Raw genomic sequence first — 14,803 nt, forward strand, 5'->3', positions numbered from 1 at the left:
ACCCTCCCTCGGGATCGTCACCTCCGCCAGGCGGGCGCCGGGCGGACGGCTGGCAGGTCTTCGGACTCGAGGGCACGGGGCGGACCCACCTACTGGCCGTCGCTTCCCAGGCCGGAGCCCAGTGCTTGGTGACGGCGGTCGTTCCCTGATACCGCTGCGGGGCAGTCCCGGATTCGCACCGGGTTCCCTTGTCCAGCCGCACCCAACACCCTATGCGCGTCGCGACCGGTTCTTTCGGTGATCTCACCACGGAACCGCCGAACCGGGCGCCTAATAGGACCATGACCTCACCGGCGCCGACGAGGCTCGTGGCGGTACGCGCCGCCCGGCTGTTCGACGGGGCGAGCGGCACGCTGATCGCCGACCCCTGCGTCGTGCTCGACGGGACCAAGATCGTCGAGATCACCTCCGGCACCGCCGCGCCGGAGGGCGCGACGGTCGTCGAGTTCGCCGGCGCGACGCTGCTGCCCGGCCTGATCGACACCCACGTCCATCTGTGCTTCGACGCCAGTGACGATGTGGTCGCGCGGCTCGCCGAGCGCGACGACGAGGCCGTGCTGACGGCGATGACCGCGGCCGCCCGGTGTGCGGTCCGGGCCGGGGTGACGACCGTCCGCGACCTCGGCGACCGGGACTACCTGAGCCTGCAGTTGCGGTCACGGGCCGCGACGGACCCGACGCTCCCGACGATCGTCGCCGCCGGTCCGCCGCTGACCACGCCGAACGGCCACTGCCACTTCCTCGGCGGGGCCGCGTCCGGGCTCGAGGGCGTACGGGCAGCGGTCCGGCAGCGGGCCGACCGCGGCGTCGACGTGATCAAGGTGATGGCCAGCGGCGGCCAGCTCACGCCGGGCACGCACTCCGAACGGCCGCAGTTCTCGCCGGCGGACCTGCGTGCGGTCGTCGAGGAGGCGCACCGGCTCGGCCTGCCGGTGACCGCCCACGCCCATGGCACCCAACCCGTGCTGGACGCGCTCGCCGCGGGGGTGGACGGGCTCGAGCACGCCTCGTTCCTCACCACCGACGGCGTGGACCGGCCGTCGGACGAGCTGCTCCGGGAACTGGCCACGCTGCGGGTGCAGCTCGGACTGACGCTCGGCATCGCCAACGTGCCGGGAGTCGCTCCGCCGCCGGACATCGTGGCCCGGATCCCCGCGCTGATGGAGAACGTGCGGCGGATCGTGGCGTCCGGCGCGCTCGTGGTCATCGGCACCGACGCCGGGATCGCACCGATCAAGCCGCACGACGTGCTGCCGCTCGGTGTCGCCCAGCTGGCCGACCTCGGCCCGTCAGCGCTGGCGGCCCTGACGGCTGCAACCTCGATCGCCGCGGAGGTGTGCCGACTCGGTGACCGGAAGGGACGGCTGGCACCCGGCTACGACGCCGACCTGGTCGCTGTCGACGGCAACCCGCTGGAGGATCTCGCCGCGCTGCTGCGGGTGCGCGCCGTCTTCGTCCGGGGCACCCGGCTCGCCGATTGAACCCGGATCAAGCCTGCAGCGCGCGGCGCCGGACCAGTTCGGTCTTGGCGTACTTGCCGATCTGGTGGGTCGCGACGCCGTCCATCACGGCACCGACGCCGCCGCCGATCAGCGGGATCCGTTTGGTCACGAGCAGGGCCAGGTTGCGGCCGCCGACCGCGGCGAGCAGCCCGGACACGACGGCCTGGGCGACCGCGGCGTCCAGCGTGGGGTCGAAGACCGGGGCCGTGGCGACGGCCAGCGGCGAGGTGGGGAACTTGCCCTCCGCGATCCGCTTGGCGACCTGTTCGCCGCCGAGCAGGCACATCAGCAGGGCGGTCCGGACGCGGGGATCGTCGAGGTCGTACCCGCGCAGGTGGGCGATCGCGGCGACCATCCGGACCTGGACCACGGCGACGCCGGTCAGGTTCGCCGGCAGCGCGACCGGCAGCGTGGCCAGCCCGCCGATGTTGGTGACGAAGCCCTGGGCGGAGCCGAGCATGACGTGCGACTCGATCACGGACTCGACCGCGTCGTCGACGTACCCGGCGCACTTGGTCAGGTGCTTCCCGGCGGCATGCTTGGCGCTCGGCAGCCGGCCGATCCCGTCGATCGCCGCCTCGACGACCCGGCGCAGCACGCCGCCCGCCGCCTGCGGACCCTGGGTCCGGATCGGTTCGAGCGAGCGTGCGATGTTGCGACCGAACTCCTGCGCTGACGGCATCCGACCTCCCGGGCCACGAAAATCACCACCAGCGTACGTCCACGGGGGTGACGGCACGTCGCCCGCGCCCGGGCGGCACAATCGGGGGCATGCAGCCGTCGCCGTTCGGCCCTCCGGCGGACTGGCCGGACGAGGACCTGATCGGGTACTCGCACGGGTTCGACCTGGGACTGGTCGTCGCGGCCTACCGCACCGGCGTGTTCCCGATGCCGATCGGCCGGGGCACCATGGGCTGGTTCTCCCCGGTCCGGCGCGGGGTGCTGCCGCTGGACGGACTCCGGGTCAGCCGTTCCCTGCGCAAGATGCTCAAGCGGTACGAGATCCGGGTGGACACCGCCTTCGACGCGGTGCTGGACCGGTGCGCCGACCCGAGCCGCGAGGGCTCCTGGATCAACGGCGAGATCCGGGCCGTCTACACCGAGCTGCACCGGGCCGGCGTGGTCCACTCGGTCGAGGCCTGGACCCTTGACGACCGGCTGGCCGGCGGCCTCTACGGGGTCGGCCTGGGCGGACTGTTCGCCGGCGAGTCGATGTTCCATGACGCCGAGATCGGCCGGGACGCGTCCAAGGCCGCGCTGGTCGGGCTGGTCGAATTGCTCCGCGCCGCCGGGCCGGAGGAGAGCCGGCTGCTGGACGTGCAGTGGCAGACGGATCACCTGGCCACGCTCGGCGTGGTCGAGCTGGATCGGGCCGACTATCTGGACCGGTTGCCGGCGGCGCTGCAGCTCACGCCGCCGGTCTGGCGGGCCGGAGTGTTCACTCCGGAGGCACCCGCCGCCCGGCCGAGCCGGTGACGGACTAACATCCGGCCAGTGCAGGACGAGCGGAAGACTGTCCGGTTGAACCGGTTCTGGTCCGGCCAGGTCGAGCCCCTCGACGTGCTGCTGGTCGTCTTCGCGGCCGCGGCGGTCGCCGGGGTGGTGACCTGCGTGTACGTCGCGATCTGGCTGCGGTCCACCCAGCCGGCGATCTCCGGCGCGGTCGCGATGATGGCGATCGTGCTGGCGCTGGCGTTGGGCGGGATCGGCTGGCTCGGCGTCCGCGGCCGGACCGTCCAGGTGGGCCTGGCCCGGTCCGGGGTGGTGCTCGGCAGCGGTGAGTCGCGGCTGGTGATCCCGTGGACCGACGTGGCCCGGATCGTGGTCGAGGACTCCGACGGCAACGGCAAGTTCCTGCCGGTCCGGATCCAGCTGAGCGACATGGCCGCGGAACTGGACGACCCGATCGTGAGCCGGATGTTCGGCGGCGACGGGCTGGCGCTGTCCCCGATGGGCGGCCTGCCCGCGCACCGGCTGGACAAGGTGGCCGGCTGGGCCGAACACCGCCTCGAGCTCGTCTAGCCCCATTCGTCGGTCCCGGCGAATAGATTTGGTGTCATGCCGGAGATGCCTGAGGTCGAATCCCTCGTACGGTTCCTGCGGCCGGTCTGCGTCGGCCGGACGATCGCCCGGGTGGACCTGGTCGCGTTCAGCGCCCTGAAGACGTACGATCCGCCGCTGACCGCCCTGTCCGGGCTGGAGATCGACGGCGTCGAGCGGCACGGCAAGTTCATCGACATCGGTGCGCAGGGCCTGCACCTGGTGTTCCATCTGGCCCGGGCCGGCTGGCTGCGCTGGAAGGACGAGGTCTCGGACAAGCCGCCGCCTCGCAAGGGTCCGTTGGCGCTGCGGTTCCGGCTGGACGACGGCTCCGGGTTCGAGCTGACCGAAGCCGGCACCCAGCGCAAGCTCGCCGTCCACGTCACCGCCGACCCGTCGAGCATCCCGCATGTGGCGACGCTCGGCCCGGACCCGTTGTCGGACGCGTTCGACGCCGAGGTGTTCGCCGATCTGCTGCAGCGCGCCGGCCGGTCCCAGCTGAAGGGCGTGCTGCGGGACCAGAAGATCATCGCCGGGATCGGCAACGCCTACTCCGACGAGATCCTGCACGTTGCCAGGCTGAGCCCGTTCAAGGGCGCCAACACGCTCACCGACGAGGAACGGGACCGGCTCTTCACGGCGATCAAGGAAGAGCTGGCCGGCGCCATCGAACGGGCCGAGGGGCTGGCCGCGAAGGATCTCAAGGGGGAGAAGAAGGCCGGGCTGCGGGTGCACGGCCGCAAGGGCGAGACCTGCCCGGTCTGCGGCGACACGATCGCCGAGGTGTCCTTCCACGACTCGTCGCTGCAGTACTGCCCGACCTGCCAGACCGGCGGCAAGAAGCTCGCCGACCGCCGACTGTCGAAGCTGCTCAAATGAGGGCCTATCTCGCCGCGATCTGGTCCATGATCAAGTTCCGCTTTTCCCGGAAGACAGGTGATCATGGGCGGGTGGACATGATCGAGATCGGACCGGACCAGGTGGACCAGCACGTACGGGACGGCTGGACCCTGTTGGACGTACGAACCGACGGCGAATGGGCCGACGGCCGGATCGAGGGCGCGCAGCACCTGCCGCTGGACCAGCTGATCGCCCGGCTGGACGAGGTGCCGGACCGGGTGGTCTGCGTCTGCGCGGTCGGCGCCCGGTCCGCCCAGGCGGCGAGCTACCTGGCCGCGCAGGGCCGCGAGGCGGTCAACCTGGCCGGCGGTGTCTACGCCTGGCAGTCCTCCGGCCGCGCCCTGACCCGCTAGCCGGCGTCAGCGGTGCAGTTCATCCCCGGCGCCGGCGCGTGTCTGACCAGCACCAACGTGCTGTCCGGCGCGGGCCGGGTCAGGTGGATGGTGCGTGAGGAGTCACGAGCCTCCGCCGACAACGGCTGGCGGATCTTCTCCGACGTCGACACCAGCGAGTACCTGGCGGACGCGGCGAACCTCAAGATCGTCGACTACAACCAGGTCTGCGAGATCGAGCCGGCGCTGATCGGGATCTGGGACCTGCCGGTCGGTTCCGACCTGCAGCTCGTCGATGAAGGTCAGGGCATCAAGATCGTCGACACCGACACCGGCCGGGAGCTCCCGACCGAGGCACTCTTCGTCCCACCGCAGTACCGCGACTGAACGAGCGCCTCTCACGCTGCGGCGAGCCCGGAGAAGATCAAGGAACCGCCCAGGCCGAACATGATCACGGCGATCGCGCCGTCGAGCAGGCGCCAGGTCAGCGGCTTGGCGAACACCGGCCGGAGCAGCCGCCCGGCGAACGCCAGAGTGAGGAACCAGAGCACGCTGGCTACGATCGCGCCGGCACCGAACACCCAGCGGCCGTCCGGCCCGTGCGTGTTGGCCACGGTGCCGAGCAGCAGCACGGTGTCCAGATAGACGTGCGGGTTCAGCCAGGTCAGCGCCAGCGCGGTGATGATCACCCGGGTCGCCGAAGCCGAGCCGCCGGTCTCGGCGTCGAGCGTCTGCCGCGGCCCCAGGGCGCGGCGGGTGGCCAGGATTCCGTACCCGATCAGGAAGGCGGCGCCGCACCAGCGCATCACGTCGATGATCACCGGCGCCTGCTGGACGATCACGCCGATGCCGCTGATCCCGAGCAAGATCAACACCAGGTCGGAGACGATGCAGATCGCCGCGACCACGCCGGCCCGCTCGCGGCTGATCGCCTGGCGCAACAGGTACGAGTTCTGCGCCCCGATCGCGACGATCAGGGACAGGCCCATGCCGAATCCGGCGGCTGCGGTGTGCATCACCCGACCGAATCTAGGTTCCCGACCGAACTCGTACCAGCTAAAGATTCTGAAGAATCATCACCATTGCTAATGTCGAGGGATGCAGGTCCAGTTCGAGCAGTTGACCACCTTCCTGGCCGTGCTGGAGGAGGGCACGTTCGACGCGGCCGCGCGCCGGCTGCAGGTGACACCCTCCGCGGTGAGTCAGCGGATCAAGGCGCTCGAGGTCGGCACCGGGCGGGTGCTGCTGCTGCGCAGCAAGCCGGTCCGGCCGACCGAGTCCGGCGAGGTGCTGGCCCGGCTGGCCCGGCAGACCGCCCTGCTCACCGAGGAGGCGGTGGCCGAACTCGGTGGCCCGGCCGACCCGGAGCACGGGCAGTCGGCCGAGATCCCGATCGTGATCAACGCCGACTCGCTGGCCACCTGGGCGCTGCCGCCGCTGGCCCGGCTGGCCGACCGGCACGGGCTGCGGTTCGATATCCACCGCGAGGACGAACAGCACTCCGTCGAGCTGCTCCGGGCCGGCTCCGTGATGGCGGCGGTGACCGCGATCGCCGATCCGGTGCAGGGCTGCAGCGTCCGCCGGCTGGGCCGGCTGCGCTACCTGCTGGTGGCCAGCCCCGACTTCGCCGAGCGCTGGCTGCCCGGCGGGCTGACCGTGGACAACCTGGCCCGGGCGCCGTTGCTGGCCTTCGACCACAAGGACGACCTGCAGCTGCGCTACCTGCGCCGGCGGACCCGGCGCCGGCTCCGGCCGCCGCAGCACTACGTGCCGTCGTCGGCCGAGTTCGCCCGGGCGGTGACCCTGTCGATGGGCTGGGGCCTGTTGCCGGAGCCGGACGTCCGGCCGCTGCTGGCCGACGGCTCGGTGATCCAGCCCGAGCCGAAGGCGTACCTGGACGTCGCGCTCTACTGGCAGCGGTGGCGGCTGCCGTCGCCGGCGCTCGACCTGGTCAGCGAGGCGATCGTCGAGGCGGCCTCGGTTGCGCTTCGGTGAACGGCGCGGTCGTACGATCCGGAAGGGTCCGTGACCATTCGTCCAACTCCGACCAGGCTCGGCGAGCCCCCTGGCGCGGATGTGTCAGACTGATCGCCGTGATTTCACCGGTGCATGCGGCCCGGCCGCAATCCCACCAGCTCTTCGCTCACCGTGGATTCTCCGGCCGCCAGCCCGAAATGACGATCGCCGCGTACCGCGCCGCGATCGACTGGGCCGGCGAGACCGGCACCCGCCTCGGCCTCGAGTGCGACGTCCAGTTCAGCGCCGACGACCAGCTGATCTGCCTGCACGACAGCCGGGTCGACCGGACCGCCACCACGACCGGCATCGCCTTCGAGTTCACGGTCGCCGAACTCAAGGCGCTCGACTTCGGGTCCCGCCAGACGCAGAACCCGTCCGAGGAACAGCGCATGCTGATCACGCTCGCCGAGCTGCTGGCCATGGTGGACGAGGCCCGGCAGCGCGGCGTCGACGTGACCCTGGCGATCGAGACCAAGCACCCGAACCCGCGCGGCCTGGACACCGAGGACCGGGTCGCCGCCATGCTCGCCGACTACGGCTGGACCCGGGCCGGCGCTCCGGTCCGGATCATCAGCTTCTCCATGGAGGCGCTGCTCAAGGTCGGCCGGCTGCTGCCGGAGCTGGAACGGACCTACCTGCAGCAGTTCGACTTCGGTGACTACGAGACCGGCGAACTGCCGGACGGCATCGAGGCGTTCGGCCCGGACCTCGCCATGCTGCGCGCCGATCCGGACTTCGTCGCCCGCGCCCACCGGCACGGCAAGCAGGTCCACCCGTGGACCCTGAACGAGCCCGACGACATCGACTTCGCCCTCTCGCTCGGCGTCGACGGCCTCACCACCGACTTCCCCGACCGCGCCCTGGACCGCCTGAACACTCCGGCCCGAGCCTGACCCTGACGCGCGGCCGGTGACCGGTTGCGGGGTCAGTCGCGGAGGACCGGGCAGGACATGCAGCGGGGGCCGCCTCGGCCGGAGCCGAGTTCGGAGCCGGACAGGGTGATCACCTCGATGCCGGCCGCCTCCAACCGGGAGTTGGTCTCGACGTTGCGTTCGTACGCGATGGCGACCCGCGGCTCGATCGCCAGCGTGTTGTTGCCGTCGTCCCACTGTTCGCGTTCCGCGGTCACCGGGTCGAGGCCGGTCGCGATCACCCGCAGCCGGTCGATGCCCATCGCCGTCGCGGCGGCCTCGAGGAACGGGGCCCGCTCGCCGATGATCAACTCGCGGCCGTCGCCGGGCCGGACCGGGATCGCGGACAGCCGGTCCGCCACGTTGGGATACATCACAACCGCGTCCACGTCGACCATGGTGCAGATCGTGTCCAGGTGCATGGTGGCCCGGTTCTGATCGATCGGTACGACCAGCAGTTGCTCGGCCAGACCATGATCGAAAACGGTCCGGGCGAACCGTTCGGCGCCGGCCGGCGTGGTCCGCTCACCGACGCCGACCGCGATCACGCCGGGCGCCAGGGCCAGCACGTCGCCACCCTCCAGGTGTTCCCGGGCCCAGCCGTGCAGCCGCGGTACGGACTCGAAGCGCGGGTGGAACGCGTAGATCAACTCGGTCAGCTGGGTCTCCCGCCGCCGGGCCGGCATGGCCAGCGAGGTGACCGCCACCCGGTCGCCGACCCAGACGCTCGAATCCCGGGTGAACAGGAGATTCGGCAGCGGATCGATCAGGAAGTCCTCGGCCGCGAGCAGCGACGACACCAGCCCGGTGGCCCGCAGCTCGTCGTTCCGCAGGCCCGCGATCAGCACGCCGGACAGCTCCTCCGGGCCGAGCTGGACGAGTTGATCACGCAGCTGGCGGCGAAGTTGATCACCGAGCCGGAGATCGGTCAGGACGCCGTCGATCGCGTCGGCGGCCGCGGTCGGCTGGGCCAGCGTCTCGATCAGCAACTGCTCCAGGTGCAGCACCTCGACGCCGCGCTCCCGCAGCACCGCGGCGAAGGCGTCATGTTCCTCGCGGGCCCGGCTCACCCACGGGATGCCGTCGAAGAGCAGCGCGTCGTTGTTCCGTGGGGTCAGCCGCCGCAGTTCCGGCCCCGGCCGGTGCAGCAGTACGGTGCGCAGCCGACCCACCTCGGACCGTACGCCGACCGGGCGCTGATCAACGTTCTCGGCCATAGCGCCTGACCCTACTCCCGCCCGCGGCGCCGGGCTTCGGATCCGAACGCGCGGCGACCAGCAGGAAACCACTAACCTTGCCCTGTGACTTCCCGGACACCGATCGCCTGCGTGATCTGGGCCAAGGACGCACAACGGCAGGTGGCCGACTGCGTCCGGGCCGCCGCAGCGCTGCCGGGAATCGACCCGGTGATCGTCTGCGACGACGGCAGCGCCGACGAGACCGCCAAGTACGCCGGCGCCGCCGGGGCGATCGTGGTCACCCATCAACGGGCCCGCGGCTGGGCCGCGGCGATGGAGTCCGCGGTCAACGCCCTCGGCATCCTGGAACAGCGGGACCGCCGCTCCGAGGCCGCCTCCCTGTTGCTGCTCTCCGCGACCGGCGCCCAGCCCGCCGACCTGGCTCCGCTGGTCGAGCCGATCCGGTCCGGCCGGGCCGACCTGACGATCGCCGTACCCACGGGGGAGGCGGCCGCTCCGGGCGTACCCGAGACGGCCGCGATGCGTGGCATCGCCGAGCTGACCGGCTGGACACCGCGGGCCCCGCTCGCCGTCGAACGCTGCCTGACCCGGCGGGCGTTCGAGCTGACCAGCCCGCTGGCCGCCGGCTGGGGCGGCGCGGTGAGCATGCTCGTCGACGTATGGCGAGCCGGCCTGACCGTCGAGGAGGTCGAACTCGACCGGCCCCGGCGAGAGTCCTCGCTCGACCTGACCGAACGGTTCGACCGAGCCGTCCAACTGGCCGAGGTGACCCGGGCCCTGGCCGCGCGCGGCCTGGTGCAGGCCGGGCTGTCCGAGTTCAAGGAGTCCGGCGGAATTCAAGGAATACTGAAGCGGTTCAAGCGATGACCCGAGCAATCAAGAAACCGGCGGGATCGAAGACCGCCGGGCCGGCCGGCTACGTTCCCGACGCCTGGCACCGTGACCACCGGATCGCACTGGCCATGATCATCGGCGCCACGGTGCTGACCTTGATCACCGGCTTCCTCGGCCCGTCGGCGGTCACCCTGACCCTGGGCGCCCGGTCCAGCCTGCTGCCGCCCTGGTACCTGCCGGACGGCAGTCCGAAGCCCAACGAATGGGTCGTCTCCACGATGATCTGGGCGGTGATCATCGTCGGCGGGGTCGGCCTGACCATCGCCCTGCGCGCCCTGTCCCGCGGCTGGCGCCCGGATCACCGCAAGATCTTCGGGCTCGGTACGGGGCTCAGCCTGGCCACCATCCTGGTGCCGCCGATGACCTCGGCCGACATCCTGATGTACGCGGCGTACGGACGGCTGCAGGTGACCGGCCACAACCCGTACGACACCACCCCTGCGGAGGTCTTCCGGACCGTCTACGACCCGGTGCTGCACCAGATCGAGCCGCCCTGGTGGGACGTGGTCAGCGTCTACGGGCCGATCACCTCCTGGACCCAGTGGGCCGCCAACATCATGGGCGGCGAGAACCTGCACGACATCGTCTTCTGGCTGCAGGTGTTCGTCGTGGTGCCGTTCCTGCTCGCCGGCGCGGGCATGGTCGTGCTGGCCCACGGCGACAAGACCCGGCAGGCCCGCACGGCGCTGCTCACGGTGGCCAACCCGCTGCTGATCTGGGCGGTGGTGTCCAGCGGTCACAACGAGGCGATGTCGGTGATGTTCGCGGTCGGCGGGCTGCTGCTGATGCGGAAGAGCCCGTTCGGCGCCGGGATCGGGATCGGCCTGGCCGGCTGCGCCAAGCTGAGCATCGGGCTGTGGGGCGTCGCCATGCTGTGGGCGTACCGGAAGGAACCGAAGAAGGCGCTGCTGCTCTGCCTGGGCGCCTCGATCCCGATGGCGCTCAGTTACGTGGTCTGGCAGCCGACCGCCCTGATCCGGGTGCTGAACAACACCACGTACGTCTCGGTCGGCTCCTGGCCGGACCTGCTGTTCCGGCTGTTCGGGCTGTTCCAGGGACCGCCGGCGATCAAGAAGGTCGCGCTGAACCTGGTCTGCTACGCGCTGATGGTGCTCGTGGTCTGGCTGCTGTCCCGGGTGCTGCCCTGGACCGCCGCGCCCGGGCTGTCCCGGGACGCGAACCCGCGCACCGATCCGCTCACCGTCGCCCTGCGGACGTCGGTCCTACTGGCGGTCGCCTGGCTGGTCACCTCGACCTACACCCTTTCCTGGTACGACCTGATCGCCTGGATGCCGCTGGCCGTGCTGGCGCCGAGCAAGCTCGACCTGCTGATGATCTTGCGCGGCGTGCCGCTGTCGCTGGCGTTCGTACCGGGGCGTGATCTGCCGATGGGGCCCGAACTCGACTTCGTCGCGACCAGGGTCCGGGAGAACGTGTCCCCGGTGATCCAGCTGTTGATCTTGATCGCGATCATCCTGTGGGCGGTCCGACGGGCCAGACCCGGGTCGCTGCCGTGGCTGGACCGGTTCGTCGGCGCGCCCCGGTCTAGGGCGAGACCAGCGGCGGGTGCAAGTCCCGCATCGAGAACCGCTGGCGCCGCAGTACGGTCAGCGCGCACAACCCCAACGCCAGAACGGCCACCGCCGCCAGCACGATGACGTCCCGGATCAGGTGACTCACCTCGCCGCCGGAGATGGTGATCCGGAACGCGTCGATCAGGTACGTCATCGGCATGTACGGCGCGATCGCGGCGAAGAACCCGGGCAGCACCGGCGACGGATAGGTGCCGCCGGCCGACGTCAGCTGCAGGATCAGCCAGACCAGCAGCAGTGACGAGCCGGGCGTGCCCAGCGCGGTCCGGAGCAGGTGCGCGATCGCCGAGAAGCAGATCGCGGCCAGCGTGACCAGGCCGAGGAAGGGCCACGGCTGGACCGGGTCCAGGCCGAGCGCGAGCCACACCACGCCGACCATCAGCCAGCCGCCGACGACGGCGATCGCGCCGATCGGCAGCCAGCCGGCCAGGGCGTGCCGGAGCGGGCTGCCGCGGCCGGCCAGAGCCCGGGCGGTGATCGGCCGGACCACCAGGAACACCGAGATGCCGAACACCCAGAGCGCGATCGCGAAGAACATCGGCGCCAGCCCGCGGCCGTAGTAGGTGGCCGGGTTGTCCACCCGCATCGTCACGTCCGCCGGCGACGAGAGCACCTGGATCGCCTCGTCCTGCTCGCCGGCCGAGTAGGCCGGGATCCGGTCGGCGCCCTTCTTCAGTTGATCATGGAGCTTGACCGCGCCGGCCTGAAGATCGCCGAGTCCTCCGGTCAGGTCGGTCAGGCCCTGGTGCAGGGTGCCGAGTCCCTTGGTCAGGTCGCCGGTCCCGGTGGCCAGCTGGTCGGCACCGGCCGAGGCGTCGGCGATCCCGCCGGCCAGCGTGTGGGCACCGGAGTTCGCCTTGACGATGCCGCGGTTCAGTTCCTGGGCGCCGTCCTCGACCTGGTGCGCGCCGTCGTTGAGCTTGATCAGGTCGCCGCGGGCCGACTTCAGTCGCTCGCTCGCCGTCGTGTCCTCGGCCACCCGGCGGTTGATCGCGGCGATCCGGTCGGCGCCGTCGGTGACCCGGCCGGCCAGCCGTTCGGTCCGGGCGCCGGCCTGCTCCAGGCGCGCGGTGAGAGCCAGGAAGTTCTTGTCCTGGGCCAGTTCCGGGTGGTCGGACTGCAGTTGATCAAGGGCGGCGCCGGCCTGGTCGAGGTCGTCGCTGATCGACTTCTCGTTCCCGGCCAGTCCGGCGGCAAGATCATCCAGCGGCTTGGCCGCGGCCTGGGCGTCCTGCTGCACCTGGGTCAGCACCTTCTGGACGCCGTCCAGGATCGGCAGCAACCGGTCGTTCAGCTTCTGGGTGCCGTCGGCGACCTGCCCGGCGCCGTCGGCCAGGTCGGCCGAGCCGGACTCGAGTTGATCAAGGCCGCGGTCCAGGTCGGCGGAGCCCTGCTTGGCCGACTTCAGCCCGGTGGCGAGCTGGCCGGCCCCGGTGTTCAGCTTCGCCGCCCCGGACTCGGCGTCGGCGGAGCCCTGCTCCAGCTTGCCCGCCCCGGTGCCGGCCGACTTCGCGCCGTCGGCGAGCTGGCCGGAGCCGTCCGAGGCCTGCATCATGCCGGACCTGATCGTGGCGAGGTTGGCGAACACGGCGTCGAAGTAGCTGGCCACCGCCGACTCGTCGACGGCGCGGGCAATGGTGTTCTGGGCGCTGTTGGTGATGCTGCCGATCACGAAGCCGTTCGCGTCGTTGCGCCGGAGCATGATCACCGCGCGCCGCGGGTCGTCCCCGGCGCCGCTGATCAGGTTCGCCGAGAAGTCCGGCGGCACCACGACCGCCAGGTAGTAGTCGCCCTCGCGCAGCCCGCGTTCCGCCTCCGCCTCGTCCACGTCCCGGAAGTCGAAGGTCGCCTTCTCGTGCATGCTGTCGATAAAGTCGGCGCCGGCGGCGACCTTCTCTTTGTTGTAGGTCACGGGTTTGTCGTTGTTCACCAGGGCGACCGGAAGGTGATCGAGCCTGCCGTACGGATCCCAGTTGGCGGTCAGGTAGATCGCGCCGTACAACAGCGGGACGATCAGCACGAAGATCAACGCGATCTTGGGCAGCGGGCCGCGGAACCGGCGCAACTCGAGCCGGGCCAGTCCGGTGATCGGGAACGGCATGATCAGTCCTCTTCGGGGGAATCGGGGCGGGTCAGCGGGATCAGCGTGGCCCCGGCCGGCGCCGCGTCGGCGTGCACGGTGCTCGCCACCACCGTGGTGAAGTCCTCGCCGAGGCCCGCAAGCACCGACATCAGGGTCGACTGCTCGGCCGGGTCGAGGCCGCGGTCGGCGTCGTCGAACACGACCAGGTCGGCGGCCCGTACCGTCGCCAGCAGGGCGGTCAGGATCGCCCGGTCCAGCGCGGGCAGCCGGCCGATCAGCGTGTTCTCGTCCACCCGGAGCCCGTACTCGCGGGCGGACCGGTGGATGATCATGGCCGCCGACCGCGGTGCGACGGTGTCGATCAAGGCCCGCTCGGTGACCGCCTCGCCGACGGTGTGCTGCGGCTCCAGATCGATCATGGAGTCGATCCGGGCCACCGACGAGATCCGGCGGACCGCCCGGGACTCCCGGGCGGCGTCCCGGCCGCCGACCCGCAGCGCGCCGGTCCAGCCGCGCATCCGGCCGGCCAGGGTGAGCAGCAGTGCGGACCGCCCGGAGCCGGACGGCCCGGCGACCACGGCCAGCCCGCCCCGCGGCACGCTGAACCCGAGATCGCGGAACACCGGACCCTCCTTGGTGATCAAGGACAGCAGCTGCGCCTCCAGGAACGCGTCCGGCTCCGGTACGGCCTCGGCCGCGGTCACCGGAGCACCTTGATCAACAACTCGGCCAGGCAGTGCTCGATCCGGCCCCGGTCGGTCACCCGCGGGGCCGCGGCGTGCTCCAGGGCCAGCCCGGTCGCCGCGGTGAGGATCAGGTACGCCGCGACGGCGTGATCGAAGTCGCGGGGGAGCCCGATCGCGTCGCCGTGCTCGCGCAGCTGTCCGGCCAGCCCGTCCAGCTGCCGCGCGGACAGCTCGGCGTAGGTGCGGGCGACCTCGGGATCGCGGACCGCGAGCAGCCGGAACTCGCCGAGCGCCGTGGCCCAGCCGGGCGCCTCGGTCAGCCGTACCGCCAACTCCCGGGCCACCTCGGCCAGGATCTCGTCCCGCGGCCGACCGGACCGGATCAAGGCGGAGCGGCCCAGCGCGAAGCCGGCGATCGCCTCGAACCGCTCCGACCAGACCGCGCTGAACAGCCCCGGCTTGCCGCCGAAGTTGGAGTAGACGGCGCCCTTGGTGAACCCCGCCGCGGTGGCGATGTCGATCACCTTCACCCCGGCGTAGCCGTCCCGCAGGAATGCCGCCGCCGCGTGCTCTAGGACCCGGTCCCGCACCTCGTGGCGCGGCGGTCTGGCGCGAACCTCCGATGCCATCGGGCCTCCCTTCCGC

At 71.4% G+C, this 14,803-nt stretch carries 16 protein-coding genes and 1 riboswitch; of the genes, 10 read left to right on the forward strand and 6 right to left on the reverse strand.

What is annotated here, in order from left to right; all coding sequences use genetic code 11:
- Positions 1 to 54 precede the first annotated feature (54 nt).
- Positions 55 to 190: riboswitch (cobalamin riboswitch) on the reverse strand.
- Positions 191 to 281: 91 nt separating this feature from the next.
- The gene (locus ACFQU4_RS06445; protein WP_377488311.1) at positions 282 to 1,481 is read left to right on the forward strand and encodes an amidohydrolase family protein; all 1,200 of its coding nucleotides are present in this window, start codon (positions 282 to 284) and stop codon (positions 1,479 to 1,481) included.
- Positions 1,482 to 1,488: 7 nt separating this feature from the next.
- Here the strand turns inward: ACFQU4_RS06445 and ACFQU4_RS06450 are convergent, their stop codons facing one another.
- Complete coding sequence (locus ACFQU4_RS06450; RefSeq protein ID WP_377488314.1) at positions 1,489 to 2,184, reverse strand: hypothetical protein; 696 nt, start codon at positions 2,182 to 2,184, stop codon at positions 1,489 to 1,491.
- An 89-nt stretch (positions 2,185 to 2,273) separates the two neighbouring features.
- Here ACFQU4_RS06450 and aat point away from each other — a divergent pair, with 89 nt between their 5' ends.
- The 5 genes from aat to ACFQU4_RS06475 are packed head-to-tail and all read left to right on the forward strand — an operon-like array spanning position 2,274 to position 5,161.
- Entirely contained in the window at positions 2,274 to 2,978 is a 705-nt protein-coding gene (aat, locus tag ACFQU4_RS06455) for a leucyl/phenylalanyl-tRNA--protein transferase (RefSeq protein ID WP_377488318.1), read from the forward strand.
- Between the two features lie 45 nt (positions 2,979 to 3,023).
- Positions 3,024 to 3,524: a hypothetical protein gene (locus ACFQU4_RS06460; protein WP_377488321.1), complete on the forward strand. Its 501-nt coding sequence runs from the start codon at positions 3,024 to 3,026 to the stop codon at positions 3,522 to 3,524.
- A gap of 36 nt (positions 3,525 to 3,560) precedes the next feature.
- Positions 3,561 to 4,421 (forward strand): Fpg/Nei family DNA glycosylase, encoded by an 861-nt coding sequence (locus ACFQU4_RS06465; protein WP_377488324.1) that lies wholly within the window; start codon positions 3,561 to 3,563, stop codon positions 4,419 to 4,421.
- Positions 4,418 to 4,795: a rhodanese-like domain-containing protein gene (locus ACFQU4_RS06470; protein ID WP_377488326.1), complete on the forward strand. Its 378-nt coding sequence runs from the start codon at positions 4,418 to 4,420 to the stop codon at positions 4,793 to 4,795. The genes ACFQU4_RS06465 and ACFQU4_RS06470 overlap by 4 nt, the downstream gene beginning before the upstream one ends.
- A 12-nt stretch (positions 4,796 to 4,807) precedes the next feature.
- Positions 4,808 to 5,161 carry a DUF2185 domain-containing protein gene (locus tag ACFQU4_RS06475; RefSeq protein WP_377488329.1) on the forward strand — a complete coding sequence of 118 codons (354 nt, stop codon included), beginning with the start codon at positions 4,808 to 4,810 and terminating at the stop codon, positions 5,159 to 5,161.
- Positions 5,162 to 5,172: 11 nt separating this feature from the next.
- On the opposite strand, the gene ACFQU4_RS06480 is transcribed toward ACFQU4_RS06475, so the two are convergent.
- On the reverse strand, positions 5,173 to 5,790 hold the full coding sequence (locus ACFQU4_RS06480) for a LysE/ArgO family amino acid transporter (protein ID WP_377488799.1): 618 nt from the start codon (positions 5,788 to 5,790) through the stop codon (positions 5,173 to 5,175).
- An 82-nt stretch (positions 5,791 to 5,872) separates the two neighbouring features.
- Between ACFQU4_RS06480 and ACFQU4_RS06485 the strand changes: the two genes are divergently transcribed.
- Positions 5,873 to 6,769, forward strand: a complete 897-nt coding sequence (locus tag ACFQU4_RS06485) for a LysR family transcriptional regulator ArgP (protein WP_377488332.1) — start codon at positions 5,873 to 5,875, stop codon at positions 6,767 to 6,769.
- Positions 6,770 to 6,867: 98 nt separating this feature from the next.
- Positions 6,868 to 7,686, forward strand: a complete 819-nt coding sequence (locus ACFQU4_RS06490) for a glycerophosphodiester phosphodiesterase (RefSeq protein WP_377488335.1) — start codon at positions 6,868 to 6,870, stop codon at positions 7,684 to 7,686.
- A 32-nt stretch (positions 7,687 to 7,718) separates the two neighbouring features.
- Here the strand turns inward: ACFQU4_RS06490 and ACFQU4_RS06495 are convergent, their stop codons facing one another.
- A complete protein-coding gene (locus ACFQU4_RS06495) occupies positions 7,719 to 8,921 on the reverse strand; it encodes an arginine deiminase (RefSeq protein WP_377488338.1) in 1,203 nt (400 codons plus the stop codon).
- A gap of 84 nt (positions 8,922 to 9,005) precedes the next feature.
- Between ACFQU4_RS06495 and ACFQU4_RS06500 the strand changes: the two genes are divergently transcribed.
- Together ACFQU4_RS06500 and ACFQU4_RS06505 are read left to right on the forward strand one after the other, a co-directional pair.
- Positions 9,006 to 9,770 (forward strand): glycosyltransferase family 2 protein, encoded by a 765-nt coding sequence (locus tag ACFQU4_RS06500; protein ID WP_377488341.1) that lies wholly within the window; start codon positions 9,006 to 9,008, stop codon positions 9,768 to 9,770.
- The gene (locus tag ACFQU4_RS06505) at positions 9,767 to 11,455 is read left to right on the forward strand and encodes a hypothetical protein (protein ID WP_377488345.1); all 1,689 of its coding nucleotides are present in this window, start codon (positions 9,767 to 9,769) and stop codon (positions 11,453 to 11,455) included. Before ACFQU4_RS06500 ends, ACFQU4_RS06505 begins: the two co-directional genes overlap by 4 nt.
- Here the strand turns inward: ACFQU4_RS06505 and ACFQU4_RS06510 are convergent.
- Genes ACFQU4_RS06510 through ACFQU4_RS06520 form a run of 3 tightly spaced genes read right to left on the reverse strand, consistent with a single transcriptional unit; the run spans position 11,343 to position 14,787 of the window.
- On the reverse strand, positions 11,343 to 13,490 hold the full coding sequence (locus ACFQU4_RS06510) for a YhgE/Pip family protein (protein ID WP_377488348.1): 2,148 nt from the start codon (positions 13,488 to 13,490) through the stop codon (positions 11,343 to 11,345). The genes ACFQU4_RS06505 and ACFQU4_RS06510 overlap by 113 nt on opposite strands.
- 2 nt (positions 13,491 to 13,492) lie before the next feature.
- Positions 13,493 to 14,176, reverse strand: a complete 684-nt coding sequence (locus tag ACFQU4_RS06515; RefSeq protein WP_377488351.1) for an ATP-binding cassette domain-containing protein — start codon at positions 14,174 to 14,176, stop codon at positions 13,493 to 13,495.
- Complete coding sequence (locus tag ACFQU4_RS06520) at positions 14,173 to 14,787, reverse strand: TetR/AcrR family transcriptional regulator (protein ID WP_377488356.1); 615 nt, start codon at positions 14,785 to 14,787, stop codon at positions 14,173 to 14,175. Before ACFQU4_RS06520 ends, ACFQU4_RS06515 begins: the two co-directional genes overlap by 4 nt.
- Positions 14,788 to 14,803 lie beyond the last annotated feature (16 nt).

Origin of the sequence: Microlunatus sp. GCM10028923, from assembly GCF_042666975.1 — a bacterium.
Classification (GTDB): Bacteria; Actinomycetota; Actinomycetes; order Propionibacteriales; family Propionibacteriaceae; genus Microlunatus.

Bases quoted from the DNA above. Each gene is read 5' to 3' on its own strand.
- ACFQU4_RS06470 (WP_377488326.1), top strand. From the start codon at position 4,418: ATGAGGGCCTATCTCGCCGCGATCTGGTCCATGATCAAGTTCCGCTTT.
- ACFQU4_RS06520 (WP_377488356.1), bottom strand. From the start codon at position 14,787: ATGGCATCGGAGGTTCGCGCCAGACCGCCGCGCCACGAGGTGCGGGAC.
- ACFQU4_RS06480 (WP_377488799.1), bottom strand. From the start codon at position 5,790: ATGCACACCGCAGCCGCCGGATTCGGCATGGGCCTGTCCCTGATCGTC.
- ACFQU4_RS06505 (WP_377488345.1), top strand. From the start codon at position 9,767: ATGACCCGAGCAATCAAGAAACCGGCGGGATCGAAGACCGCCGGGCCG.
- aat (WP_377488318.1), top strand. From the start codon at position 2,274: ATGCAGCCGTCGCCGTTCGGCCCTCCGGCGGACTGGCCGGACGAGGAC.
- ACFQU4_RS06445 (WP_377488311.1), top strand. From the start codon at position 282: ATGACCTCACCGGCGCCGACGAGGCTCGTGGCGGTACGCGCCGCCCGG.
- ACFQU4_RS06450 (WP_377488314.1), bottom strand. From the start codon at position 2,184: ATGCCGTCAGCGCAGGAGTTCGGTCGCAACATCGCACGCTCGCTCGAA.
- ACFQU4_RS06465 (WP_377488324.1), top strand. From the start codon at position 3,561: ATGCCGGAGATGCCTGAGGTCGAATCCCTCGTACGGTTCCTGCGGCCG.
- ACFQU4_RS06510 (WP_377488348.1), bottom strand. From the start codon at position 13,490: ATGCCGTTCCCGATCACCGGACTGGCCCGGCTCGAGTTGCGCCGGTTC.
- ACFQU4_RS06495 (WP_377488338.1), bottom strand. From the start codon at position 8,921: ATGGCCGAGAACGTTGATCAGCGCCCGGTCGGCGTACGGTCCGAGGTG.
- ACFQU4_RS06485 (WP_377488332.1), top strand. From the start codon at position 5,873: ATGCAGGTCCAGTTCGAGCAGTTGACCACCTTCCTGGCCGTGCTGGAG.